Consider the following 26815-nt stretch of genomic DNA (forward strand, 5'->3'; position numbering starts at 1 on the left):
TTAACCAAATTTATTATGAAAAGAATTCTTTTTGAAGGAACGGCCTTAGCTATACTTTTGGCTTTTGGCGGAACCTTTACAACAGAATCCAATGCTGGTCCTTTTGGAAATCAGGGTCATTGGGTAACCTTGGGAGACGGAAGCGAAGAATGTTTAAAGCATTGGTGGCAAAACAATTGCAAAGTTGGTGATACAAGGCCAGGATCAGGAGCCGGTATTGAATAAAATTATTAAAGGCTTCGATTTTCAAATCGAAGCCTTTCTTTACTAGAGTATAGGATTTTGAAAAAAACTAAATTAACATCTATTTTATTCATTTTTTTGGCCTTTGCATGCGGTAAAGCTGAAAAAAGAAAAAAGGCAAGTAGTGCTGGAAATGAAATTTTAGAAACCGAAATGATTAAATCTTTTGATTTAAAAATTTCAAACCCGGAAAGTTATGGAGGAGGAATGGTGGCATCAGATCTATTTCAAGACACCTTGGGCTGTTTTCTTCCGTCAAAACCTAAAGATAAAATATTCATAGTAGATTTAAAAAATCAACAATTCGTTGATGAAATTCCATTAGATCCAAATTTTATCACCTATCCATCTGGAATTCAGGTAGTATCTAGAGACAGTATTTTTATAAGTGATCATCAGTTTCCCGTGATATTTTTGATCAATCATTCTGGCGAAGTCTTGGATTCTTATAATTTATATCGTGAAAATTTATGGGATTTGCCACAGGAGGGGTTCCCTAATTTTTCCCTTTATTTCGGATTCGGTAAAACATTTTATTTCAACCCTAATAATAAAAGTTTCTTACTCCCTTTAAAGCAAATTGATCTTTGGTATTTTATCGAGCAAAAAGGGGAGTTCCCTACATTTGCGGAATTTGAAATACAAAAAGAAAATTTTACTGGGCTATATGGCCACTACCCGGGTATATATGGGTCTAAGGAGAATAATTTTTTACCTTTTTTTCTCAGTCATCCTATCATGGAGGTAAATGAAGGAAAAGTAATCATTAGTTATCCTCTCTACGAAAACCTTTTAATTTATGATCTAGAAGAAGGCATTCTAATAGAGGAAAAAAATGGGTCAATTCCGAGTATTGAGCTTGGAAAACCTTTAGTTTATTCTATAGATAATTTTGATTATGAGGGAGAAAGATCTTTCAGCCTAAAGAATTCTTTTTTTGGTAATTTTTTCTACGTCCAGAAACAGAAAAAATATGTTAGGATGTTTTTAGAGTGTGTTAAAGGTGTTGATGGTAATTGTTTAGCAAAAAAACTCCATGCTCTTATTTTTGATCAAAATTTAGATTTGCTGGAAGTAAAGGTATTGCCAGGGGATTATCCGCCCAATTATTTTATGTATCAAATTGGATTTGATGAAGGGATTCTTTCAAAGCCTTCGGAATTGAAATCTGATGACATCTTTTCTCCTAACGAATATTTTAAAATTGATTAAAATGATAAAGATTCGAATCCTATATATTTCAACTATTCTTCTTGTTTTTTCTCTGTCCAAATTAGGCTTTGCTCAAGTTGATGAAAAAGATTTTGGCCTAAGTATGGAAAGCCTTTTTTACGGGAATGAAAATGAAGTTCTAACCAGACTTTTTTGGCTTAATGAGGAAGAAATTATTGGCATTCGGTACTCAGGTGATATTCCAAAGGATCTGGTCTTGTTAAATCACCAACGATTGATAAAAGATAGTTTGAGTATCAATCAATTATTTCTAGATGGCTACCACTTTAATTCTAAGCGATTTATTTCTATTCATGGGATTATTCAGACTGGTGATCATGAGGGAGTGATAGTACATAATTTTGGAAGCACACATTTTCAAATAGCTGACGAAAAGATAAAAATGATTACCAAAGTGCTTCCAGAAAAAAGGCCTAAAATTGATGATGAATATTTTGATGGTTATGAGTTAGTTCAACTGGATGGGTATACCTTAGGATTTAAAGGTGATCGTAAAAAATGGGTAAAGGATGCAGATTATTGGATTTATAATTGGGATTCGGGAGAGTTTTCAATTTATGAGGATTCCAAACATCCGGTAATGTCCAAAAATGATTTTTGGGATAAAAAAAATGATCCGGAAACCTTTAGTACTTATAGCTATTTTTTCTACAATATTATCCAAACTAAAGATGGCTTTTTGTTTAATCTTCCTTTAAAAAACAGATTTGTGATTTATGACTCAATGAATAACAAAATGCAGGGGTATAACTTTCCGGAGCTAAAAAACAAAAAACAATCTTGGTTTGCTTTTTATGATCGGATATTGGGTCGGTATTTTGCGGTTCTTGATGCAGGGACCGAATACCTAATTCACAGTTTGAATGTGGCTGAAAATTCTTTTTACGCATTGGGGAATTTGGGGCATAAGCCCTTAGGCGTCGCTGGAGGAAAAGCCTATATCCGAGAGATTACGTACAAAGAAAATAAAAAAGGGTATTATTTTGATCATCATTTGTTGGATTTATATCCAAGATTAAAATGATGAAATTTTCAAATCTTTCAATCCGCCGCGGCGGACAAGTACTTCCAATGTTACAATCAGATCAATTCCTCGAAATCCTTTCCTGCTGATACACCAAATTCAAGAGACTCAAGACTTCCCCAAAAGCTTCCGCGGATTTCAATTGCTCATCCGATACTTTTTTTCCCAATAGTCGACAAAGCAAGAGACCATAGACTCCATTCAGGCAGATTTGGATTTCATTTCCAAGGTCTTGTCCGTCAGCTTCCATCACAGCTTGGAGGATGTAGGGTTTAGCTTTTTGATAGCTTTCAAAATAAGTTTGATCCGCTTTGAGTAATTGCCAGTGCAGTTGGGAAAGCTCAGCAACCAATTTTTTACTTTCTTCCAAATGACCTTTCTCCATAATTCCTTCTTTCTCCATTTGATTTCGGAAGTCCTGATACCAATTAAAAATGGTATTCTTTTCCCTTTCTTCAACGGGAAAGTGAGAAATTACATATTGCCGTATTTCCTCCAAATTACCCTGAAAAGACCGAATCAAGTCCTCCTGCTGGTAGATATAGAGGATATATTCTGCGATGTTTTGGGATTTTTTGTTTTCGGCTATGGATTGCATGGATTAAAATATTTTCGGGGTAAAGTTAAAAGCTAAATGTCAGAGGTCGAAATACAGTGGAAATACTATTGAAATAAATTCACCTTTGGTGAATGAAATATTAATCTAATCAAGGAGTCCTGAACTGTTGGAGTTATTTCGCCGAAGGCATATTTCACTTGGTGTAGTGAAGTGTATTTCTACTGTATTTCTATTGTACTTCATCTAAGCTGTATTTCAACTGTATTACTCATAAATTCTCCTTCTTTTTTCCTATTTTTGCGCCACAAATGCTTATGAAAAACATTAGAAATTTCTGTATCATCGCCCATATTGATCATGGGAAGAGTACATTGGCGGATAGATTGTTGCAGGAGACCCATACGGTCGCAGATCGGGATATGCAGGATCAGTTGTTGGATAATATGGACTTGGAGCGAGAGCGGGGAATCACCATCAAGTCTCATGCGATCCAGATGAAATACATTCATGAAGGGGAAGAGTACACACTCAACCTGATTGATACCCCAGGACACGTTGATTTTTCCTATGAAGTGTCTCGGTCCATTGCGGCTTGTGAGGGTGCACTGTTGATTGTAGATGCCTCTCAGGGGATTGAAGCCCAGACGATTTCCAATTTGTACTTAGCCTTGGGACATGATCTTGAGATCATTCCTGTCTTGAATAAAATTGATCTTCCTGGAGCAGATCCGGAGTCAGTGGCCGACGAAGTGATTGATTTGATCGGTTGCGACCGGGAAGAGATTATTTTAGCTTCCGGGAAAGCAGGAATCGGAATTGACGATATCTTAAAGGCAGTCGTGACTCGTATTCCTGCTCCTACAGGAGATCCAGAAGCCCCACTTCAAGCGATGATTTTTGATTCGGTTTACAACCCTTTTCGAGGTGTGGAGGTGATTTTCCGGATTTTCAACGGTACCTTCAGCAAAGGCGACAAGATTAAATTTGTCAATACGGGTCGGGAATACGAAGCCGATGAGATCGGAATTTTAGGACTCAATCAGATTCCCCAGCAAACGATGTCTGCCGGGAATGTGGGCTACTTGATCTCCGGGGTGAAAGTCGCCAAAGAGATCAAAGTAGGGGATACTATCACGCATATTAAGCGTCCTTGTGATAAAGCCATTCAGGGATTTGAAAACGTAAAACCGATGGTTTTTGCGGGGATTTATCCTGTGGATACCACGGATTATGAAGAGTTGAGAGCTTCTATGGAAAAGCTTCAGCTAAATGATGCTTCTTTGGTATGGGAGCCCGAAACTTCCGCGGCCTTAGGCTTTGGTTTTCGCTGCGGCTTCTTGGGAATGCTTCACATGGAGATTATTCAGGAGCGATTGGAGCGTGAATTTGATATGACGGTGATCACGACCGTACCTTCGGTGCAGTTTAGGGCGCTTATGACCAATGATACCTATCAGGTGATCAATGCTCCCTCGGATATGCCCGATCCTACCAAGTTCAAACACATCGAGGAGCCCTTTGTCAAAGCTTCCATTATCACAGCCTCCGAATATGTGGGTCCGGTCATTCAGCTTTGCATGGATAAGCGGGGTCAGATCAAAAATCAGGTTTACCTCACAGCCGAACGAGTTGAATTGCAATTTGATATGCCTTTGGCGGAGATTGTATTTGATTTCTTTGACAAGTTGAAAACCATCTCAAGAGGTTATGCCTCCTTGGATTATGAGCTGAAAGGCTATCAGCCTTCACACATGGTCAGACTCGATGTCATGCTGAACGGGGAGCCGGTAGATGCGCTTTCGGCGATCGTTCACCGAGACAAAGCCTACGAATGGGGGAAGAGATTGTGCGAGAAGTTGAAAGAATTGGTCCCTCGTCAGATGTTTGAAATCGCGATTCAGGCCGCTATTGGCACCAAAATCATTGCCCGAGAGACCGTGAAAGCCTTGCGTAAAAATGTCTTGGCAAAATGTTATGGGGGTGATATTTCCCGAAAGCGAAAATTGCTAGAAAAGCAGAAAAAAGGTAAAAAACGTATGAGACAAGTCGGAAACGTCGAGGTGCCTCAGGAGGCGTTTATGGCGGTGTTGAAATTAGATTAGTAGTTCTTTTTACTTCATTATTCGTCATTTATCATTCGATATTCATTATTGAGCTTTTTATTTTAGCTATGGTTTTTATCCTAACACTAACTTAAAAACAGATAAAATGAAAAGGAAATATGATCTTGAAGAACGATTAATCGATTTTGCCGCTGAAATAATATCCTTTACTGATTCGATGATAAACTCCAAGGCAGGCAACCATATGTCAAATCAGCTACTTAGAAGTGGAACCTCTCCTGCATTAAACTATGGAGAAGCTCAGTCAGGAGAGTCTAGAAAAGATTTTATTCATAAGATACAAGTTGTCCTAAAAGAATTAAGAGAAAGTCGAGTGGCTTTATTGATCATTCAAAAAGCAAAACTCCACAATGATCTTAATTGGTTAAAATCTATTCTTGAAGAGTGCACTCAATTAATTTCAATTTTTGCAAGAAGTGTAGAAACAGCGAAGCGAAATAATTTATAAATATCGAATAAAAAACGTCGAATGATGAATTTCGAAGTTTTAAATCCAAATGACCATGATCTTAATCGACGGTAAAAAAACCTCCCAAGACATAAAAAATGAAATCGCAGCACGTGTCGCTGAGATCAAAAAGGAGGGAGGAAAACCCCCCCATTTAGCGGCAATCCTGGTTGGAAATGACGGAGCTAGCCAAACCTACGTGGGAGCCAAAGTGAAATCCTGTCATGAAATTGGCTTTGAGTCTACTTTGATTCGATTGGAGGAGACAGTATCTGAGGAGGAGTTACTTCGAGTCGTGGAGGAGGTTAATGAAAACTCTGAAATCGACGGACTGATTGTTCAGCTACCCCTTCCCAAGCATATTTCTGTAGAAAAAGTAACCAATAAGATCAAGCCTGAAAAGGATGTGGACGGCTTCACTCCAGCAAATGTTGGCCGGATGACCTTGAATTGGCCGGCATATGTGGCTGCTACTCCTTACGGAATTGTGGAGTTGCTCAAGCGTTATGAAATCGAGACCTCTGGAAAGCACTGTGTGGTCATAGGTAGAAGTCATATTGTCGGCAGCCCGATGAGTATTTTGATGGCGCGAAATGATAATCCAGGTAACGCCACTGTGACCTTGACGCACAGCCGAACTCAGAATTTGAAAGAACTCACAAGAAGCGCTGATATTTTAATTGTAGCCATTGGCAAGCCGGAATTTGTTACCGAAGATATGGTCAAAGAGGGAGCTGTTGTTATCGATGTGGGGATTCACCGGATTGAGGATTCTAGTAAGAAATCTGGATTTAGACTAATCGGAGATGTGAAGTTTGATGAGGTTTCCAAAAAAGCTTCTGCGATCACCCCGGTTCCGGGTGGAGTAGGACCGATGACTATCGCTTCCTTACTTTACAATACCCTGCAGGCAGCAGAGAAGAAAATTTACCAATAAAACATAAAATTTATTCAAAAAGCCCAAATCGGGTTTGCTTCGAAAGTTCTGGCTTTCTACTTTTGCAGTCCCTAAACTGCGCACGTGGTGAAACTGGTAGACACGCCATCTTGAGGGGGTGGTGCATTAAGTTGTGTGGAAGTTCGAATCTTCTCGTGCGCACAAAATGGCTCATACGCTCTGTATGGGCCTTTTTTGTGTATTAATTGGTAACTTTTTCGAGCACTTTAGTGTATTAAGGACCGGATTTTCTCAGGCATTGGGTTTTTCGACGTGATTTCCTTTTCACTAAATTCATCATCAAAACCTGTACTATTTACAATATTGTATCCGGTGCTTATTCCTTCTCCTTTGGTGCTTTCTCGATAGTATCCTTGAAGATGAACATTGTCAGCCCAAATTGTGATGTCTCTGTGATTATAGGCAATGTGAGTAGCCCCTCTTGCTGAAATTACATGATGGTCGCCAAATTTGGTATCTGACTTTGTTTTAAAGTTAAAATCATCCTTGTATACCAAATAAATCGGCTCTTCCTTGTCATACAAATTAAATGATGATTGGTAGCTTTCAATTTCATAAAATCCATCTTCCAAGGCTAATTCCTCTTCTGTTTTGCATTGTGGGCTGAAGGTAGTTTCAGGTGAATCTCCATTCCCGAAGTCATTCGTCCATTCATTATTTTCCGTTTTCAACTTTTCGTTGATAGTATAACTTTTACCGTGAATTATAAAAATATCATTGACATGAGGCTCTTTTCCTTTGAAAAAAGCTCTGCCACTTTTGATAAATACCTTTTCTCCCGCTTTTGGGCTTGGACGTAGTTGTATTTTTCTTGAATTGATCACGGCATCAATGGCGTCTATCATAAAAGTAAATCGACCAATATTGCAAATGGTTGATCGATTCGCACCCTTATCTACATTAAAAAAATGATTGTAAAGGCATGATGCATCTGTATCTGCCACCAAGTCGAGGGTATTGTCTGATCGGTTGATGATACCTTTTGTCAAATGCTGTCTTTTTGCCCAAAGGGAATTGTCTTCATAATCGGTAAATACATCCTTCATAGTTAGGCATATGATTCCATTTTTGTAAGGATTTTTAATTTGTAAAAGAGAAGGACCAGCGTGTTTGTAATTAATCAAAGCGAGGTGATTTTCATTTATTCCTCCATAGACTACTCCAGTTCCAAAACCTCCGTATTTTCCAAGTTTGGTAGTGTCTATATCTTTCAAAATAGCTGTCCAGCGCGCGTTTTCATTTTGTTGGCTTGTAAACCAATCTACTAAATACATCTGCTGAACATCTCTTCGTTGAGGCCTTTGGGATATATTGATGTTTTCGATCACTACCTCTGCTCCATTTTGCAAATCAAATAAGACAGTGTCCTCTCCCTCATCGACATACAAAGTGTAATTTTCTTTTCCCACCCAAAGATTCGCAGGCTCTTTTCCGCTTGAAGTTATTTTCAGTTTACCATTAATCTTTTGCCTTTTCACGGAACTGATCGAATAGGTTTTTCCTGACTCCAAGATCATTTCACCACCACCTGATTTAAAAACGTTATACCACAAATTCGTGATGTCTATCACTTTCTTATTTGGAGGATGCGGCTTTTCTGGCTTTTCCAGCTCCGGACCGAGATCCATCGGTTGCTCAACCGGTTTTGGATTTTGCTGAATCATTTGATCCATCTTCTTCTCCAGGCGATCGAGACGACTGATGATTTCTGAGATGTATGATAGTAAGTTCATTATCAGATTAATATTAGGATGGCGTCCAAAAAGCCTGCTTTGATGACAACTATTTAAAATAGATTTTCCATCGTTTAGAGAATCCCGAGTGTTTCCGAAATAGTAGTTTTTCTAGCCTTTTAGCACCTTGATAATTGATCTTATCAAGTTAATAATTTATTTCCTTGATTCTAAAAGCTAGTTGGAAGTTACCTTTGTGCTTATGATTGTTTCAAGAGGGAAGGTTTAAAAAAAATGGCTAGAGCTTATTAGTTTGCGTTGATTCTTTCCAAACTTTTTGAAAGGGCTTTTTTGATTAAAGGTGTTCAGGGATTTAGATTTTTACTTACTTTCAAGTCTCAATTTCTAATCCATGACTAAGAACCTTTCTATTCTATCGCTTCTATTTGTGTTGACTTGTTCATCCTTAATGGCACAGCAAGCGCAATTTCCAATCGTCAAAGGCTTCGGAGGCATCTACGAGGTGCCAGAAGCTACTGAGCGACCTGATCCTTCTCTGGAGTATAAAATTTTGGTAGACCTTATCACCGGGGCAGATAATCCTGAAAATGTAAACCGCTATGTTGACAATGTCGCAAGGTTGATGAATTTGCATGGCTTGGCAGGCGTGCCTAAAGAAAGGCTACATGTGAAGGTAGTAGTACACGGTGGGGCTATTTTTTCAATTTTGAATGATGAAAAATATCAGGAGCGTTTTAAGGTAGCCAATCCTAACGCAGCTGTTTTTGAAGCCCTTCGTGAGGGAGGTGCAGATATTTTGGTCTGTGGTCAATCATTGATTGTCAGAGGGCTGAAAAAAGAGGATTTGGTAGAAGGAGTCGAAGTGGCACATTCCATGCTGACTACTGCGACGACTTACGTCCCTCAGGGCTATGTGATGCTTCGCTTCTAAGTGCTGAGGCACAAAGCAAAAGGACTAAACTTCTTGTTTGAAACTGCTTAAATTTTATTGGAACTTTTTGCAGGGATTATCTTTTTATTAAGCTTAAATTTGAGCTTCGAATTATAAACCCAGAAAGGTTCTCCAATGAGTGACGCGATCAAACACGAATGCGGCATAGCCATGGTCCGGCTCCGAAAATCACCCCAATATTACATCGACAAATACGGGACACCTGCCTATGCATCCAATCGGATGTATATTCTCATGCAGAAGCAGATCAACCGTGGTCAAGATGGCGCCGGTGTGGCCAATGTCAAAATCAATACTCAGCCGGGTACCCGATACATCAGTAGATATCGGTCCATAGAGCCTTCTGCGGTTAATTACATCTTTGACAAGATCAACAAGAAGTACAAAAAGGCTAAGAAAATAGGCGGTGAGGATGCATTACAGGATGCCGAGTGGCTCAAAGAAAACATAGCTTTCTCAGGGGAAGTTTGGCTAGGCCATCTTCGCTATGGCACACATGGAGAAAACAGCATAGAAACTTGCCATCCTTTTTTGAAGCAAAACAACTGGCGTAGTCGGAATTTGGTGATGGCTGGTAACTTCAATATGACCAATGTGGAGGAGCTTTTTTCTCGACTGGTAGAATTGGGACAGCATCCTAAAGAAAAAACCGATACCGTCACTGTGATGGAAAAAATTGGTCATTTTTTGGATGAAGAGAATCAGCGGATTTTTGATAAATACAAACACCAATACTCCAATGAAGAGATTACTCATGTGATTGAGGATGAGCTGGATGTGGCTCGTATTTTACGCCGCTCCTGTCGGGATTTTGACGGAGGATATGCTATGGCTGGATTGATTGGAAACGGATCTTCCTTTGTAGTGAGAGATCCCTCAGGAATTCGACCAGCCTATTACTATGCAGATGATGAGATCATCGTGGTGGCTTCCGAAAAACCTGCCATCAAATCAGCTTTTGATATTGATTTTAAAGCGATTCAAGAGATCAAGCCTGGACATGCGTTAGTCATCAATAAAGATGGCTCTTATGCTGAATCTGAAGTGATTCCTGCAAGGGAAAAGAAATCTTGTAGTTTTGAGCGAATTTATTTTTCAAGAGGTACAGATCCTGATATCTATCAAGAGCGTAAGAATTTGGGCAAAGCTTTGATTCCTCAGATCCTCAAGGCAATTGATTTTGATCTGAAAAACACAGTCTTTTCTTATATCCCAAATACTGCCGAAACTGCTTTTCTTGGCCTGATCGAGGGTTTAGATGAATATTTGGTAGCCAAGCGAAAAGAGGTTCTTTTGGATGGGAAGCCTCATATGGGTGATTTGGATGAATTGCTAAGCTTCCGCCCTAGAGTAGAGAAACTGGTCAGCAAGGATGTTAAACTGAGGACTTTCATCACCAACGATGATGATAGGGATACCATGGTTTCCAGCGTATATGACACGACCTACGAAGTGGTTCGACCGGGAGTGGATACCCTTGTGGTGATCGATGATAGTATCGTTCGGGGTACGACTTTGGAAAAGAGTATTTTGACAACACTGGATAAATTAAATCCCAAGCGGATTGTGATCGTTTCTTCTGCGCCCCAAATTCGTTTCCCGGATTGCTATGGGATCGATATGTCTCGAATGAAGGAATTTATCGCCTTCCGTGCCGCTTTAGCTCTTCTAAAGGAGCGTAAGATGGAGAATGTTTTGGATGAAGTTTATGAGTTGGCATTGGCAAATCCAATGAGTGCCGAGAATTTTGTTAAAAAAGTGTACGAATCCTTCTCAGATGATGAAATTTCAGATAAAATTGCTGAAATAGTTACAGCTCCTGAATTGACGGCTGAAGTTCAAGTAATTTATCAAACTGTAGAAAATTTGCACAAGTGTATTCCCAATCACCTAGGAGATTGGTACTTTACTGGAAATTATCCAACTGAAGGAGGTACTCAAGTAGTCAATCGTGCGTTTGTGAACTATATGCAGGGCAAGACGGTCAGAGCTTATTAAACTAATAGGGAATTTTGATAAGAGGTGCCAAACTTTAATTTTGGTACCTTTTATCATTTAGGGGAGAAATACGGTATAGAAAACCGTATTTTAATATCTAAATAGTTTTTGATAAAATGGAAATAAATGTAAAGTCGCTCAAGCAAATCTGCGAAATCGCTGGTGCTCCAGGCTTCGAAAAGCGAGTCAGGGAGTTGGTAATCGAGCTGGTCACGCCGCATGCGGATGAGGTGAAAACTGACAATCTGGGTAATGTCATTGCGGTAAAAAAAGGAACTCGAAATCCGGATGGTAAGCGGGTGATGGTCGCTGCACACATGGATGAGATTGGTTTTATTGTCACTCACATCGATGACAATGGATTTTTGCGATTTCATACCTTGGGAGGATTCGATCCCAAAACGCTAACTGCCCAACGAGTGATTGTGCATGGCAAAAAAGACCTCATCGGCGTCATGGGAAGTAAGCCTATTCATGTGATGAGTCAGGAGGAGCGGAATAAATTGCCTAAGACCACTGATTTTTTTATTGATCTGGGGATGCCTAAAGAGGAGGTGGAAAGATACATCTCAATAGGTGACTCTGTTACCCGCGATCGAGAACTGATTGAAATGGGCGACTGCGTCAACTGTAAATCCATTGACAATAGAGTGGCAGTTTTCATCTTAATCGAAGCGCTTAAAAAGCTTGAAAATCCGGCTTATGATGTCTATGCGACTTTCACCGTGCAGGAAGAAGTGGGGATTCGTGGGGCAAATGTGGCAGCACATGGAATTAACCCGGATTTCGGGATTGCCTTGGATACTACCATAGCTTTTGATGTACCCGGAGCTCAGGCCCATGAGAAAGTGACCGAATTGGGAAAAGGGACCGCCATAAAAATCATGGATGCCATGACGATCTGTGATTATCGAATGGTCGAATTCATGAAGCAAACTGCCAACAAGGAGAAAATCACATGGCAGCCTGAGATCCTCACCGCAGGTGGTACAGATACAGCAGGAGTACAGCGAATGGGAAAGCAAGGTGCCATCGCTGGAGCGATTTCTATTCCAACCCGTCACTTGCATCAAGTGATCGAAATGGCACATAAGCAGGATATTGCTTATTCAATCGACTTGCTCGTCGCCTGCCTTGAGCAACTGGATAGCTATGACTGGAAACACTAATAAATAGACCCTGAGCAATCAGGGTTTTTTATTTTTTAAACTATACCCTATCTTATCCTCATGCTTTTTTGGAACAAGTTTTTAAAATGGATCGGCAAACTCGACCTTATTCAAATCGAAGCCTTTTTGGCTTTTAGCAATGGGAAAGAAGTCTTTGTAAAGGGGCGGGTGATTTCCGCTTATAAACAAAGCCGGCCCAAAGAGAAGAATAATCCTTTTACCAATATCTTGGCTTCTATTCGACGCTATGCGGTGACCACTCTACCTGAGGTCGAAGTGGATATCCTATTAGGAGAAATACAAAAACGAGTGACTACAGACCAAGAAGGGGTTTTCGAATGTTTGTTGCCCTTTAAAGAAAGTGAAAAAGTGAATATCAGCGTCCACTCCAGAGAACAAGGGCTGAAATACAAAGATGCTTCCCTGGCAGTTCATCGGGTTCGCTGTAAAAATGGAGTGATCTCAGATATCGACGATACCATTTTGATATCAAATGCTACAGAGATTGGGAAGAAGTTTTGGCTTTCGGTATCCAAAAATGCCTATACGCGAAGACCTTTTCCAGGGGTTTCTGCTTTTTATCAAAAGCTTCAAAGATCAGGTGAAAATGAAGTCTTTTATGTTTCTAGTAGTGATTGGTCTTTGTTTGATTTGATTCAGGATTTTTTACGGTTTAGAGGAATTCCAAAAGGCCCTATTTTGCTGAAGGACAAGCATATTAATCTAAAAAATATATGGAAATCGGGAGGAGGGAGTCATGATCATAAATTGGAGAAAATCCGGTTTTTATTCTCCTTTTTTCCAGAAATTAAATTCATTTTAATCGGAGATAGCGGGCAGCATGATCCTGAAATCTATGCTCAAATCATTGAAGAGTTTCCAGAAAGAGTTCGGATGGTGATCATAAGGGAAATTCGTTCCAAAAATATCTCCCGTACTTCTCGAGAGGATATTAAAGCAGACCCCAAGTTTTTCTTTGTCCAGTCCACCGAAGAAGCCATGCAAGTGGCTGAAAATCTTAACCTTTTTATACCATGAAATCGAGCACGACGCAAGCGACGCACAGGGGATGCCCCGATGTATCGGGAAAAATGTGCGAGATTCTCTCGTATCCCAACCTTTGGTGCTGGACAAGTTATGACCTTTAAAAATCAAATATAGACACATGGAAAAGAAAGCCTTACTGATTTTTAACCCCAAATCTGGAGATTCCAAGCTCCAACTAGAAGAGTTGAAAGAGCGCATTTTGTTACACTTATCCAATTACGAGTTGGAATCTTTTGTCACGTCGGGGGAGGGGGATTTGTCAAAAATTAAGGAAGAAATCAACCTACTTAATCCTGAGCTTTTGCTCATCGCAGGAGGAGATGGCACCGTTAAACTTGTCGCGGAGAGTAATCAAACCCAGACGCCAATGGCAGTTTTGCCTCTGGGTTCTGCCAATGGATTAGCCAAATGCTTGGAAATTGATACGCTGGAGGATGGATTGGATGCGCTTCGTGGTTTAGAGACCATTGCAATGGATGGTTTGAAGATAAATGGAGAGTCCTGTCTTCACATGTCAGACTTTGGTTTGAATGCCAATATTATTGAGAAATTTGAGGAGGAGGGAGAAAGAGGTATGATTGGCTATGTCAAAGGCTCTATTTCTCAATTATTTTCAACTCCTAGGTATCGCTTCCAACTTTCATCCAAGGGGGAGAGTTGGGATTTTGATGCGCACATGCTTGTCATCGCGAATGGTGATCGGTACGGAACTGGGGCGGTAATTAATCCTACTGGAAAATTGGATGATGGTAAGTTTGAAGTGATTGCCATTGATTTTATACGCTGGGATGATTTTTTTTCTATCACTAAGGGCATGCTTGATGGGGAGGTGCCAGATAGTGAAAATATAAGAACCTGGACGGTGGATTCCTGTGAGATTAAAAATTTGCAATCTGCCAATTTCCAGATTGATGGAGAAGTGAAAGGGAATCCTAATGAAATTGAGGTTATTCTACAAGTAGGCCAGTATAAAATGGTGGTTCGAAAGAGTTCTTGATCCACTGATCCCTTTTTTCATTTTACCCAAAGGCTTTTTTGTATTTTACTCTTCTAAAAAACGAGCACAATGAGGACGAGAATTTTATCAGCCTTTTTAGGAATTTTGATAAGCATTCAGGCTTGTGACGATTCAAAAATGGAAACAGAAGCTGTCCAAATGTCCATACCGGATTCGGAATGGGTAAATCTGTTTAATGGTCATGACTTAAAGGGTTGGATCCCTAAAATTCATCACCATGAAGTAGGCGACAATTACGCCAATACATTTCGGGCAGAGGATGGTGTCATTGAGGTGAATTACGATGAATATGAATCCTTTGAAGAGCGATATGGGCACTTGTTTTATAAAGAGCCCTTTTCTAATTTTCATCTAAAATGGGAATACCGATTTACCGATCAATGGCTGGAAGATGCTCCTATTTATACTTTTAGAAATTCCGGAGTCATGTTTCATTCCCAAGCACCTGAAACGATTTTGAAAGAACAGGATTGGCCTATTTCAGTCGAATATCAAATGCTTGCGGAAGAAAATGAAGGTGAGCTTCGTCCCACAGGAAATATGTGCAGTCCCGGAACGGATGTAGTTTTCGAAGGTGAAATTGATGATCGACATTGTATTAACTCCACTTCGTCAACATACCGATGGGATGAGTGGGTAAGTGCCGAGCTTATCGTCTATGGAGACTCCATTGTTCATCATCTGGTCAATGGAGATACGGTGTTAACTTATAGCCAACCTCAAATCGGAGGAGGCGTAGCCAACCGTTTCGATCCTACTATTAAAGTAGATGGCCAATTATTAAAGTCAGGTTATATCGGCTTGCAAAGTGAAGGTCAGGGGGTGTTGTTTCGTGAAATCAAAATCAAGGAGTTGAGGTAAAGCGTATTTCGAGGAGGGATTTTTTATTAAAAAACATAGAAATTAGGTTTTTTTATATCCAAAATAAACAAAGACTAGTAAAAACTGTATCTTCCAAAAGTCATCATTTATCTAATTAAACCTATTTCCTAACAGTCCAATTATGCTTAAGCTTCATGCGGTTTTTGTCCTTTTCTTTTTTCAAGGACTTAGTTTGGTGGATAGTCTTAAAAAGGAAGTGCTTCTCACGCAGGATTCCTCCCAAAAAGCCGACTTGTATTACGCTTTGTCTAGGGCAAATTATGCGGCAGATCAAGAAATGGCCATTGCTTATGCAGACTCTGCCATTGCTCTATCAGAGATATTGAATTTGCCAAAAATCAAGGCTAATTCATTAAACATAAAGGGAGTTTCTCAATTGATTCAATCTAACTTTGAAGCTGCGATGGCCACTCATTTAGAAGCACTTAGCCTTAGAGAAGAGCTTCAAGATACGGTAGGTTTGCTCGAATCTCAGTTAAATATTGGTAATATTCTATATCGAACAGGAAATGCTAATGAAGCAGCCCAAAGGTATCGAAAGGCGCTTTATTTTGCTCAAGTCTCGGGAAATCAGCGTGGACAAGGCTTGCTTTACAATAACTTGGGCAGCTACTTTAGAGACCTTTGGCAGGAAACAGACGACAAGTCAGACTTGGATTCCGCTAACTTTTACCTTCAGCAATCTCTAAAAATTAAAACGGATCTCAATGATTTAGGAGGGGCTATTAATACCTTGAATCAACTGGCTGAACTGGCCCGAAAGGAGGGGGACTTAAGACTAGCTGAAAATTACCTAAATAGAGCTTTGGAGGTATCCGAGGGTACTCAGGATAAGGAGTTACAGATTTCATTGTTGACTGAATTAGCTGAATTTAGTAAAGAGAAAGGGGAATTTCGAAAGGGAGTAAATTATGCTGAGAGTGCTTTTCAAATTGCAGAGGAAATGGAGTCTACTTTCCTCATCAGCGCTACAGCAGGTTTGCTAGCCAGTGCTTATGAAGCAGTAGGGGACTACCGAAATGCATTTATCTTTTCAGAAAGAAAGATAGCCGCAGATCAGGTTCTCAATGTAGAGAAAAACAAGAGAGCCTCAGAGGATCTTCTCATCAAATATGAGTCAGAAAAAAAGGAACTTGAAAACCAGCGACTTCAAGAGCAGCAAAAGTTTTTGGATTTGAGTATTCGGAGAAAAAATGAAATTCTAATTGGGTTTGGTGTATTATTACTTGTTTTGGTTGCGGGATGGGTGTACCAAAAGAAGAAAAATGAAGAGCTGGATTTAGCTCATCGTGAGACCAAGGAAATTTTGGCTCAGCTAAAGGTTCAAAACGAAAAAATAGAATTACAAGCGAAGGAATTGGAGTTAGCAAACCTGGCCTTAAAAGAGTCAAATCGTATCCGTGAGCGTTTATTTTCTGTAGTTTCTCATGATTTGAAATCTCCCTTGGCGTCACTTCAGGGTTGTTTGAATATTTTCGAAAACGATTTGATCACAGAAAAAGAATTCCGGGAGCTTCTTCCGAGGATTTCCTCTCAAACCGAGGTAGTAGGTAGGCTTTTGGAGAATCTGCTGGAATGGTCTAGTGCCCAATTGGAGTTTAATCGCATTGAGTTTTCTCCTGTTAAAGTAAAAGATTTAGCTTCTGAGTCCCTCAATTTTTATGCTCAGAATATCAAGACAAAAAATCTTCAAGTATTCAATGACATTCCGGATGATCTCCAACTCATTTTGGATCGAGAGAGACTTAATTTCATCATTCGAAATCTTATTTCTAATGCCATTAAGTTCACTCCTAAAGGAGGCGAAATCAGAATATCCTATTCTCCGGAGGGAAAAGGAAAGATAATGGTTTCGGATTCCGGATTAGGGATGAATTCAGGGCAATTGCAGGCCCTATTTTCAGGTAGAGTAGCCTCTGGTAAAGGAACTCAGGGAGAAAAAGGAGCCGGAGTAGGCTTGATGCTTTGTAAGGAATTTACCGAAAGTATCGGGGCTCAGCTTCAAGTGGATAGCCAAGAAAATAAGGGCTCTACCTTTAGTATAGCATTTACTTGATAGTAGTTTTTGGTGTAGTTTAGAAAACAAAAAAGCTCCGATAGGATTAGTATCGGAGCTTTTGATTTGACTTGTAAATATTAACCTAATTTTGCTAAGCTTTCCTCTAGGGCCTTGATCTTGGCTTCGGCATCAGCTTGTTTTTTCTTTTCATTTTCCACAACCTGTGCAGGAGCTCCAGCTACAAATCGCTCGTTGGAGAGCTTTTTCATGACTGAAGTTAAGAAGCCTTTGGTGTATTCGATTTCTTTCTGAAGATTCGCTTTTTCCTCCTCAATATTAATCGAGTCACCCATCGGGATGAAGCATTCGTCGGATTTGACCACAAAGCTCATGGCGTTGTCCACTTTTTCAGAGAAATTCAGTGAGGATAGATTGGCCAACTTTCTTAATACGGCTGCAAAACGATTATAAAGTTCAGGAGACTTAGCATTGATGCTCAAGTCTAGTGCTTCCTTGGGCGACATTCCTTTGGATGCCCGAAGATTTCTAACCTGAGAAACCACCTCAAATACTTGATTGGCCTCTTCAGTGATTTTCTTGTCAAAAGAATGCTGATCAGGCCAAGTGGATAAAATCAAGGACTCTTCTACGCTACGCTCCTTGATTTGATGCCAGATTTCTTCAGAGAGAAAAGGCATGAAGGGATGAAGTAGCTTCAATATATCTTCAAAAAAGACGATTGTGCGATCATAGGTGGCTTGATCTATTGGCTGCTGATAGGCCGGCTTGATCATCTCCAAGTACCACGAGCAGAAGTCGTCCCAAACGAGCTTATAGGTAGACATCAAGGCATCAGAAATCCTGAATTTTTCAAAGTGATCATTGATCTCTTCCAGTGCTTCTTGGAACCGATTTTCAAACCAGGCAATACTAGCTTTGTTTTCCGAACCTTCCAGCTTAGGATCAATTTCCCAGCCCTTCACTAATCGAAAAGCATTCCAGATTTTATTGGCAAAGTTTCGGCCTTGCTCTACGAGTTTTTCATCAAAGGGGAGGTCATTTCCTGCCGGAGAGGAAAAAAGCATCCCTGTCCGTACTCCATCGGCACCATATTGGGCGATCAGCTCCAGAGGATCCGGAGAGTTGCCGAGAGACTTGGACATTTTTCGGCCCTGTTTGTCTCGAACGATTCCGGTGAGGTAAACATTTTTAAAGGGCTTCTCACCCATGTATTCATAGCCAGCGATGATCATCCGTGCGACCCAGAAGAAAAGGATCTCCGGTGCAGTTACCAAATCATTGGTTGGGTAATAATATTTCAGCTCTTCATTGGGTTTTCCGGTAGAAAAGACTTCGGTATCAAAAACTGAAATCGGCCATAACCAAGAGCTGAACCAAGTGTCTAAGACGTCCTCATCTTGTTTCAAATCCTCCATAGTATAACTGGAGTCGTATTCTTTTCGAGCCATTTCCAGCGCTTCTTCTGCTGTTTTGGCTACAACAAATTCTCCATTTGGAAGATGGAAGGCAGGAATCTGATGTCCCCACCAAAGCTGTCGGGAGATACACCAATCTCTTACATTTTCCATCCATGCCCGATACATATTTTTGAATTTGGGCGGATGGAGTTGAATGATATCCTCCATCACAGAGGAAAAAGCAGGTTTGGTGATTTCATCCATTTTGAGAAACCACTGCAAGGAAAGTTTGGGCTCAATGACAGCATCGGTCCGTTCCGAATGCCCAACATTTGATTTGTAGTCTTCGATTTTTTCGAGTTGACCAATTTCATCGATGAGTTTTCCGATTTTCTTTCGAGCGATAAAACGGTCTTCGCCGACTAGGATTTCTGCCTTTTCATTGAGCGTCCCGTTGTCATTTAAAATATCGATGACCTCTAATTTGTGCTTAAGTCCTAATTCGTAATCATTGATATCATGAGCAGGGGTTACTTTCAGGCAGCCTGTTCCAAACTCCATGTCGACGTACTCATCTTCGATAATGGGTATAGCCCGATTGATTAATGGGATAATGGCTTTTTTACCTTTCAGATGAGTAAATCTCGGATCATTCGGATTGATGCAGATCGCGACATCGGCCATGATGGTCTCTGGACGGGTGGTGGCTATAGTCAAATACTGATCAGTTTCTCCCTCGATTTGGTACTTGATATAGTATAGTTTAGAGGCGATTTCTTTGGTAATTACCTCATCATCAGAGAGAGCGGTTTGTCCTTTGGGGTCCCAGTTGACCATGCGGATGCCTCGGTATATTTTACCTTTGCGATACAGATCGACAAATACTGTAATCACCGCATCACTGAGTCCTGCGTCCATGGTAAAGGCTGTCCGGTCCCAGTCACAAGAGGCTCCGAGTTTCTTGAGCTGCTCGAGGATGATTCCTCCGTATTTTTCTTTCCATTCCCAAGCGTGAGTAAGAAACTCCTCACGTGAAATATCTTTTTTATCTATGCCTTTTTCTTTTAATAGCTGAACCACCTTGGTCTCTGTGGCGATAGAGGCATGGTCTGTTCCAGGAACCCAGCAGGCATTTTTTCCCTGCATTCGAGCACGGCGAATTAAAACATCTTGGATCGTATTGTTCAGCATGTGTCCCATGTGAAGGACTCCTGTGACATTGGGAGGAGGGATGACTATGGTGTAGGGTTCTTTGCTCGGGTCAACTTTGGATGAAAAAAGTTTATGCTCCATCCAATAGGCGTACCATTTGGCTTCGGTTTGGGATGGGTCGTATTTACTGGCAATAGACATAATGATTGGTTGATTTCGATTCGCAAAAATAGAGGAAAAAGGCGAAATGCCCTTAATGCTGATCCATAAGTACCAAAGAGATGAGTATAATCTAAGGCGAATCCATTTTTAAAAATCTATTCTAGATTAAATTACTTGGAGCTAGCTTCACCTTAGAAAAAAAAAAGGCCGACATCGCTGCCGGCCTTTTAAATATTTAAAGATTAATTAATTTCCTGTGTATTCCTCCCAGCTAAGCTCAGCTTGTGGATGAGGGAATTGCTGGAAGATGGTGCCACCATCAAAGCTTGTAGGGATTTCACTCAATCTATTGTAGCGACGAGCATCGATCCAGCGATGACCCCAAGGCTCTGCCCAAAGCGAATACCTTCTTTGATAGAGAATCTCATCGATCAAGGCAGCTTGAGAAGAGCTACCTTCGTAATCTCCTAACCCTGCAGCATTACGAATAATATTGATCGCATCTACGGCCAAATCAGCTTGGTTTAGGTTGGCATGTGCCTCTGCTTTAAGCAGAATGAGTTCTTCATTTCGAATGAATGGAATAGACTCCGCATTGCTTGACCATCTTGCATCCTGATGTGTACCCACCAAAGCCCCAGCGTCAGTAGTGACCGTCACAGGAGTTTCTCTTTCCAAAAACTTACTAGCCACTCTCAAATCACCTGGTGTAGCATCCTCTAGAACGGAGGGATGTACTACGATGATAGTATTAATTGCGGCGTTGGGCACATAGAATAGTGGATTGAATATGTCCGGAGAAGCTCCGTAAGGATGCGCAGGTCCAGCATTCAAATCACCTCCCAAGTCCATAAAAGAAGCGTCTAGCGCAGTCAATACGCCTTGCCAATCTCCTCTGTAAGCATTGAGTCGGGCAGTGATGGCTCGATTGACTTGGCGTAGGCCATCGATAGTATTGAATCCATTGAACCCTCTAGTTAAGGTGAAAGGAAAAGCACCTGACCCTGCAGATTGAAGCGCAGCGTCTCCTTCGTCCAGAATAACTTTAATCGCATCCAAAGCTTGCTCATAAGAGACAAATGGTCCCGGATTAAGTGGATCAGATACATCCATTCGAATTCCATTTTCATAGACGAAATTAGCAGGAATCATGTATTGATATCCTTGGATGGTTTTAGCAAAACCGGAAACCGCACTTCTAGCAGGCGCTTGAATGTTTTCCGTGTTTTCAGCAGCTGTTATTAATACGTTTGCTTGGTTAATGGCCTGATAGGGAGCTGCCCAAGAGCCACCACCGGTATTACCAAACCCAAAATAGGATCTATCCGGAGTCCTTCCGTTTTGCCCTAGCCAGTCTGTCTGGAATCGAGGATCGGAGGCGTTAAGGTACCAAATTTCTCTGCCGAAAGTATTCCAAGCCTGAGACACATTAGTCACATAGCCACGATGTCTGGATTCCAATCCAGTTACCAAGAACTGTATTTGCTCTCTTGAAGCATTGTTTGATACCGATCCCACTGATGGGTTGTTCGGATCCTGGATTTCATCCAGTTGAAGTGGATTACACGCTGCTAGTGCACCTGCAACTGCAATCACTTTACTTATATTTTTTAATGTATTTTTCATGTTGTTGCCGGTTTAGAAGTCAATAGTTAAGTGGAAAAACACCCTTCTCGGCGTTGGATATGGCGCGATGTCTACGTTATTTGCGACAGCTTGCGCTCCAAATGTGGAAGTTTCTGGATCATATCCTTCGTAGTTTGTAAATAGGAAGGCATTGTTAACCGAAGTTCCTACACGTACATTTTGTACTGTTGATCCAAACCATTCGTTTAGAGTAGCTTTTGGAATCGTGTAATACAATCCGATTTCCCTGATTTTTACGAATGAAGCATCCTGAACCCATCTGCCCGCATTGTTGTAAGGCTCTGGTTCACGCTGACGTCCATTAGGAATTCCATCACCGTTATCATCATCAAACCAGCCATTGGTAGTACCCCCACCATCGGTTAAGAAGGAAGTCAAGTTGATGTTGTCTCCACCCTGTCTCCAGTCTACCAAAACTGAAAGCTCTAGACCTTTGTAGATGTTTAAGCTATTGAAGAAGGAAAGGTTGAAATCAGGCTGAGAATTTCCCCAGAAAGTAAATCCACCTGGATTGTCAGGATTAGCTGGAGAACCTACAATTGTCGTAGGAGAGTAGCCTTCAGCATACAAGAACGTACCCAGACCGGAACCGAAAGCACCTGCTATGTAGGTTGGGATTCCCAAACGAGTCATTTCGATTTCATTTTTCCAGAATAGGGCTCTAGAGAACCATCGGAAATTTGGCTTTTCGATGATAGTACCAGAAAGACCTAATTCGATCCCTTTGTTCTGAAGCTCAGCTTCGTTACTTGGCGTAGTGTTCACACCCGTAGAAGGAGCTAGGTTTAGGTTTTGGAAGTTGTTTTGAGAGTTTTTGATATAGTAAGTAGCTTCCAGGCTCAGTCTATTGTTGAAGAAGGCGGCATCTACTCCAAACTCAAGTTCTGTGGCAGTTTCTGGTCGGATTTGGGTGTTTCCGATTTGAGTAGAAACGACAGAACCAAGAAGGCCTCCGATATTAGTACCTCCTAATGGAGTAAACGTTGCTCCGAATGGTACTGGACCTGCAGTCTCACCATAGGCGATTCTAGGCTTCAATTGATTGATGAAAGAAGAACTCCAGAAATCAAAGTTGGCCAAGTTAAAAGCTACGGAGGCTCTAGGGAAGGCATAGAATTGATTTGGGTCTCCATTGAGTGTGGACTTATCCCAACGAACACCAACGGTACCGATAATTTTATCCTCGAAGTTAGCTTCTTGTTGAAGGAAAATACCTGCTTCCTGCACCTCTTGAGAAAACTCCTGATTGATCTGCTGAATCGCAGCCTGCAGCAGGTTGGTCTGACCTGGCACCAATCCACGACCTCTGTTGAATAGCGCATTTTCTTTGAAATCCAATCGCACTAGACCGGCCTGAGAATTCATGTTTACTCTACCTAAGTTCCAGTTATAGACTAAGGCCGCTTGGAAGTTGGTGTTAAAGCTTTCTTGCTTTCCTTTCAATAAATCACCTGGGTTAGCCTGCGCTCTTTGGAACTGAAGGAATTCAGGAAGATAAACAGTAGTTCTGTTTTGCAAGAAATCCAATCCTCCCGAGAAAGATGCCTTCAGGAAGCTGTTGCTGGTCTGCAAAAGGTCGATATCCAAGGTGAATGCTTGAATAAATCGATTGACTTGAGCATTGTTGATTCCATTGTCAGTCACTGCTACTGGATTTTCTGAGAAGTAAGGATTGACAGGATAAGTACCGTCACTGTTTCTTCTTAAATCAAAATAGTTAGGGACATAGGCAATACTATAGCCAATGGATGCACCACTGTTGTTTTGGTTTCCGGTAAATCCTCGATCTGCATCCGTCTGAATGTAGTTGGAGGATACTCCTAAACGGATTTTATTGGTGATTTTGTGGTCGATGTTTGCTCTGACAGAATACCGCTGAAATCCGGTATTTTTAACTGTACCTTCTTCATCGGAAATATTACCAGATACGTAGAATTTGGTTTTATCAGTTCCGCCAGATACATTGATTCTAGTATTGAGTAGAGTCGCTTGATTGTTGTAGAAGTAATCTTCATAATCGATGAAGTTGCCAGAAGACTGAGCTGCTCTAAAGCGTTCTAATTCCAATGGCCTTCTTGCCTCAGGGAAGAAGAAGTTGATTTTGTCTTCACTCCAGTCATCTACCCCTAAGAGTCTCAAAGGCTGTGCAAAACCCACATCCTGTGATAAGGATACTGTCGTTCTTCCCTCAGCACCTCTTTTGGTGGTAATGATGATTACCCCTGCATTAGCTCGAGTACCGTAGATTGCTGCCGCTGATGGACCTTTCAATACTTCGATAGTTTCGATATCTGCTGGGTTCAAATCCGCCAATCTATTGGCACCATCATCCTGATTACTTCCTCCTGCACCGGAGACTGTAGCACGACCCGTACGTTGAGTAGCATTACTGATATAGACTCCATCCACAATGATTAGTGGCTGAGAAGCTCCGGATAGTGTAGAGATACCTCTCAATTGAATCGACATCCCTCCTCCTGGCGCACCGCCATTGGATCGGATAGTCGCACCGGCTACTTTACCATAAAGCGCTCCATCTGTAGTTTGGATGGTAGTAGTTCCCGTCAAGTCCTTGGCAGATACTGTAGAAACTGCATTGGCGAGGTTACTCCTTTTGACTGAGGACGCCAAGCCCGTCACGACGACTTCGTCAAGGTTGGTAGCATCTTGACGAAGTTTGATTTGAAGTGTCGTCAAGGAAGCTGATACAGTTACTTCCTGCGCAGTATAGCCAATGGAAGAAACTACAAGTGTTGCCTGATCATTGGTAGGGACATTGAGCGTAAAATTACCATCAAGGTCCGTTACTGTTCCTGTAGTGCTACCTTTGATTAGCAGACTAGCCCCGATCAGGGGCTCACCGGTTCGATCATCTGTCACCGTCCCCGAGACGGTGTACTGTGCCCAAGCCCAACCTACGGATGACCATAGGAATAGGAGGGTTAGTGATAGTTTGTAAAATCTGTTCATAGTATGAATTTTGTTTTATGGATTGAATTTCCTAAAAAATTATTATAATCCAATCTTTCCTTTTGCCATTTAAGTTAAAAATATTACAAAGGGATAGTTGAGCTGATATTTTGTAAATATCCTATTTAAAAACAGCACTTTTTAAATACGAAAAGGGGAGACCTTTCGATCTCCCCTTTCTTCAAATGAAAAGGTGTTGAAATTTAGTTGCGAATCATAGGTAGAATTATTCTACTAGGATGGGTTCCTCCGTGATGAATGGAGTTAGTGGCTATTTTACCTTCGGTCTCATCGTAGTTGTTTCCTCCAGTATTCATATTACGGTCAAATCTAGGGAAGTTTGAACTGCTGACTTCGATACGAATGCGATGACCTTTTTCGAAATAGTTGGAGGTACTCATAGGGGTCATTTTGACCTCATAAACTTTTCCGTTTTCCATCCATACTTCTTTATCATAGCCCTCTCGGTAGCGCACACGTTGAATAGTCTCATCAAGGTTGTAAGCTTTTCCGTCAGGGTATACATCGATTAGCTTAATCGTGACATCGGTGTCTTTAACATCCGAGGAAAGGTATAAGTAGCTTTCGATAAACCCGGAAACCTCTACGCCTTCCTCTAATGGCTCAGAGGTATACACCAGGATATCATCTCTCAACTCCATTTCGCTCTGATCAAAAGCACCACCCTGCACAGCATTGCCCGTACAGCAAACATTTCCTCCATAGGAATTCACAGGATTCATGGGGTCATACTTAAAGGTATCCTTGGCTTCTGACTTGGGTTTTTTGGCGACAAGTTTTCCATTACCATTTCGGGTGTTGGCTTTGCCTTCTGAGTCTAAAAAGAATTCGGTCATTTTTGCCTCAGCAGGTGGCCATACATCTGAAGATTGCCATTTATTAGATCCCATAGTGTAATAGGTCACTTTTGGCATTTTTGCAATGGTGCCATCATCCTCACCTTTCAGCCATAGATCAAACCAAGCGGTAATGACTTCGTCGTAATTCCATCGCGCATCGCCTACACTTCTTTCTCCAATGATCGTATTTTCTGTAGCACGGGTATAGGAGCAGTGTAAGACAGGAGCGATGACCAAATATTGATTTTCTCGGGCCATCTGACTGATGGCGTTTTCCCTAGCATGATTATAAAGGGCGATATTCGGAGAAGAGGATACGTCATACCAGGACACAAACCACATACTTGGCTTGTCAAAAGGCATCTTATCGTGATACAGTCCACCTTGATACCACTTAGGATCATTGGGCTTACGGGTAATCATTTCTTCATAGATTCCTTTAGGACCGTTTGCGTTTTTGATAATGTCCTGCACAGGTAAGTGAGCCAGGCCCTCTTTCCAGTCTACCCGAGGATACTCAGGAGCCATGTCATAGAAGCGCTGAAGTCTCAATAGATCTTCTTGAGCGATCCCTTTTTGCAATTTGGGAGCAAGAGGGTCATGCTGAGTGCTGTATAGCCATGCCGTAAAAAGCATCTGACCCGCGCCTCCGCGATACCAATTTCCTTGTTCTACAAATTCACCTATTTGACCTACTCCTGCGCCGTATCCCTGAGGCACTAATGCCGCAAGAGCCGGATGATCTAGTGAAGCGGCTGCCATTTGCCACTCCGCGGTGGAGGAACAGCCCAATGTGCCGATTTTACCATTGCTCCAAGCTTGCTTAGACATCCAGTCAAAGGCATCGTAACCATCTGTAAGCGGGGTGCCTAAGATGTCCCACTCCCCTTCAGAAAAGAATCTTCCACGCTCATTTTGGACTACATAAGCGTAGCCCTTTTTTACCCAATCCAGGGCGCTTTGAAGTGTGCGGGTACGAAGTTCTCCATCTCCATAGGTATTGAAATTGTAGGGAGTTCGAGAAAAGACAATGGGTACAGGCTGATCGGTTTTAGGCCGATAAATGTCAGTGGCAAGGCGATTGCCGTCGCGCATAGGCATCATGACTTTTTGATCAATGATGGCAATTTCGTCTAATTGCTCAAGGACCGACTTCTCTTGCGCAAAGCTTTCTACCTGAAGAAGTAGAAGTAGAGATAGAAAGATAAATTTTATTGAGGTTTTCATCATAGTTGAAGCGTATTGTTGCTGTTAATATA

At 41.2% G+C, this 26815-nt stretch carries 19 protein-coding genes and 1 tRNA gene; 14 read left to right on the forward strand and 6 right to left on the reverse strand.

The genetic code is table 11. The annotated features are described in order from the left end of the window. Positions 1 to 15: 15 nt before the first annotated feature. From BLQ57_RS10570 to BLQ57_RS10580, 3 genes are read left to right on the forward strand one after another with little or no spacing between them, the layout of a single operon-like run. Positions 16 to 225 carry a hypothetical protein gene (locus tag BLQ57_RS10570; protein ID WP_087939249.1) on the forward strand — a complete coding sequence of 70 codons (210 nt, stop codon included), beginning with the start codon at positions 16 to 18 and terminating at the stop codon, positions 223 to 225. Between the two features lie 57 nt (positions 226 to 282). Beyond that, positions 283 to 1455 carry a DUF4221 family protein gene (locus tag BLQ57_RS10575; RefSeq protein WP_169712733.1) on the forward strand — a complete coding sequence of 391 codons (1173 nt, stop codon included), beginning with the start codon at positions 283 to 285 and terminating at the stop codon, positions 1453 to 1455. Position 1456: 1 nt separating this feature from the next. Then, positions 1457 to 2500, forward strand: a complete 1044-nt coding sequence (locus tag BLQ57_RS10580) for a hypothetical protein (protein WP_087939251.1) — start codon at positions 1457 to 1459, stop codon at positions 2498 to 2500. Positions 2501 to 2561: 61 nt separating this feature from the next. On the opposite strand, the gene BLQ57_RS10585 is transcribed toward BLQ57_RS10580, so the two are convergent. Beyond that, the gene (locus BLQ57_RS10585) at positions 2562 to 3098 is read right to left on the reverse strand and encodes a DUF4924 family protein (protein WP_087939252.1); all 537 of its coding nucleotides are present in this window, start codon (positions 3096 to 3098) and stop codon (positions 2562 to 2564) included. A gap of 275 nt (positions 3099 to 3373) precedes the next feature. Between BLQ57_RS10585 and lepA the strand changes: the two genes are divergently transcribed. The 4 genes from lepA to BLQ57_RS10605 all read left to right on the forward strand — a co-directional run bounded on the left by lepA (position 3374) and on the right by BLQ57_RS10605 (position 6729). Beyond that, the gene (gene lepA / locus BLQ57_RS10590; protein ID WP_276206189.1) at positions 3374 to 5161 is read left to right on the forward strand and encodes a translation elongation factor 4; all 1788 of its coding nucleotides are present in this window, start codon (positions 3374 to 3376) and stop codon (positions 5159 to 5161) included. A gap of 106 nt (positions 5162 to 5267) precedes the next feature. After that, positions 5268 to 5630, forward strand: a complete 363-nt coding sequence (locus BLQ57_RS10595) for a four helix bundle protein (protein ID WP_087939254.1) — start codon at positions 5268 to 5270, stop codon at positions 5628 to 5630. A 55-nt stretch (positions 5631 to 5685) separates the two neighbouring features. Beyond that, positions 5686 to 6567 carry a bifunctional methylenetetrahydrofolate dehydrogenase/methenyltetrahydrofolate cyclohydrolase FolD gene (gene folD / locus BLQ57_RS10600; RefSeq protein WP_087939299.1) on the forward strand — a complete coding sequence of 294 codons (882 nt, stop codon included), beginning with the start codon at positions 5686 to 5688 and terminating at the stop codon, positions 6565 to 6567. Positions 6568 to 6645: 78 nt separating this feature from the next. Further along, positions 6646 to 6729 (forward strand) — tRNA-Leu (locus tag BLQ57_RS10605). 65 nt (positions 6730 to 6794) lie between these two features. Here the strand turns inward: BLQ57_RS10605 and BLQ57_RS10610 are convergent. Continuing rightward, positions 6795 to 8321, reverse strand: coding sequence for a hypothetical protein (locus BLQ57_RS10610; protein WP_087939255.1), 1527 nt, complete (start codon positions 8319 to 8321; stop codon positions 6795 to 6797). Between the two features lie 352 nt (positions 8322 to 8673). Here BLQ57_RS10610 and BLQ57_RS10615 point away from each other — a divergent pair, with 352 nt between their 5' ends. The 7 genes from BLQ57_RS10615 (at position 8674) to BLQ57_RS10645 (ending at position 17404) form a co-directional block, all read left to right on the forward strand. Then, the gene (locus BLQ57_RS10615) at positions 8674 to 9213 is read left to right on the forward strand and encodes a DsrE family protein (protein ID WP_087939256.1); all 540 of its coding nucleotides are present in this window, start codon (positions 8674 to 8676) and stop codon (positions 9211 to 9213) included. A gap of 135 nt (positions 9214 to 9348) precedes the next feature. Beyond that, the gene (locus BLQ57_RS10620) at positions 9349 to 11232 is read left to right on the forward strand and encodes an amidophosphoribosyltransferase (RefSeq protein WP_087939257.1); all 1884 of its coding nucleotides are present in this window, start codon (positions 9349 to 9351) and stop codon (positions 11230 to 11232) included. A gap of 116 nt (positions 11233 to 11348) precedes the next feature. Then, the gene (locus BLQ57_RS10625; RefSeq protein ID WP_087939258.1) at positions 11349 to 12401 is read left to right on the forward strand and encodes a M42 family metallopeptidase; all 1053 of its coding nucleotides are present in this window, start codon (positions 11349 to 11351) and stop codon (positions 12399 to 12401) included. Between the two features lie 60 nt (positions 12402 to 12461). After that, the gene (locus tag BLQ57_RS10630; protein ID WP_087939259.1) at positions 12462 to 13439 is read left to right on the forward strand and encodes an App1 family protein; all 978 of its coding nucleotides are present in this window, start codon (positions 12462 to 12464) and stop codon (positions 13437 to 13439) included. A 127-nt stretch (positions 13440 to 13566) separates the two neighbouring features. Continuing rightward, positions 13567 to 14445 (forward strand): diacylglycerol/lipid kinase family protein, encoded by an 879-nt coding sequence (locus BLQ57_RS10635; protein WP_087939260.1) that lies wholly within the window; start codon positions 13567 to 13569, stop codon positions 14443 to 14445. A gap of 138 nt (positions 14446 to 14583) precedes the next feature. After that, the gene (locus tag BLQ57_RS10640; RefSeq protein WP_394331264.1) at positions 14584 to 15327 is read left to right on the forward strand and encodes a 3-keto-disaccharide hydrolase; all 744 of its coding nucleotides are present in this window, start codon (positions 14584 to 14586) and stop codon (positions 15325 to 15327) included. Between the two features lie 964 nt (positions 15328 to 16291). Then, positions 16292 to 17404: an ATP-binding protein gene (locus BLQ57_RS10645; RefSeq protein ID WP_420835608.1), complete on the forward strand. Its 1113-nt coding sequence runs from the start codon at positions 16292 to 16294 to the stop codon at positions 17402 to 17404. Positions 17405 to 17484: 80 nt separating this feature from the next. Here BLQ57_RS10645 and BLQ57_RS10650 read toward each other — a convergent pair whose 3' ends face one another. The 4 genes from BLQ57_RS10650 to BLQ57_RS10665 all read right to left on the reverse strand — a co-directional run bounded on the left by BLQ57_RS10650 (position 17485) and on the right by BLQ57_RS10665 (position 26786). Further along, on the reverse strand, positions 17485 to 20118 hold the full coding sequence (locus tag BLQ57_RS10650; RefSeq protein WP_087939263.1) for a valine--tRNA ligase: 2634 nt from the start codon (positions 20116 to 20118) through the stop codon (positions 17485 to 17487). Between the two features lie 207 nt (positions 20119 to 20325). After that, positions 20326 to 21705, reverse strand: coding sequence for a RagB/SusD family nutrient uptake outer membrane protein (locus tag BLQ57_RS10655; RefSeq protein WP_087939264.1), 1380 nt, complete (start codon positions 21703 to 21705; stop codon positions 20326 to 20328). Between the two features lie 12 nt (positions 21706 to 21717). Continuing rightward, positions 21718 to 24696: a SusC/RagA family TonB-linked outer membrane protein gene (locus BLQ57_RS10660; protein ID WP_087939265.1), complete on the reverse strand. Its 2979-nt coding sequence runs from the start codon at positions 24694 to 24696 to the stop codon at positions 21718 to 21720. 203 nt (positions 24697 to 24899) lie between these two features. Further along, positions 24900 to 26786: a CocE/NonD family hydrolase gene (locus tag BLQ57_RS10665; RefSeq protein ID WP_087939266.1), complete on the reverse strand. Its 1887-nt coding sequence runs from the start codon at positions 26784 to 26786 to the stop codon at positions 24900 to 24902. Positions 26787 to 26815 lie beyond the last annotated feature (29 nt).

It is taken from the genome of Algoriphagus faecimaris (genome assembly GCF_900101705.1).
GTDB lineage: Bacteria > Bacteroidota > Bacteroidia > Cytophagales > Cyclobacteriaceae > Algoriphagus > Algoriphagus faecimaris.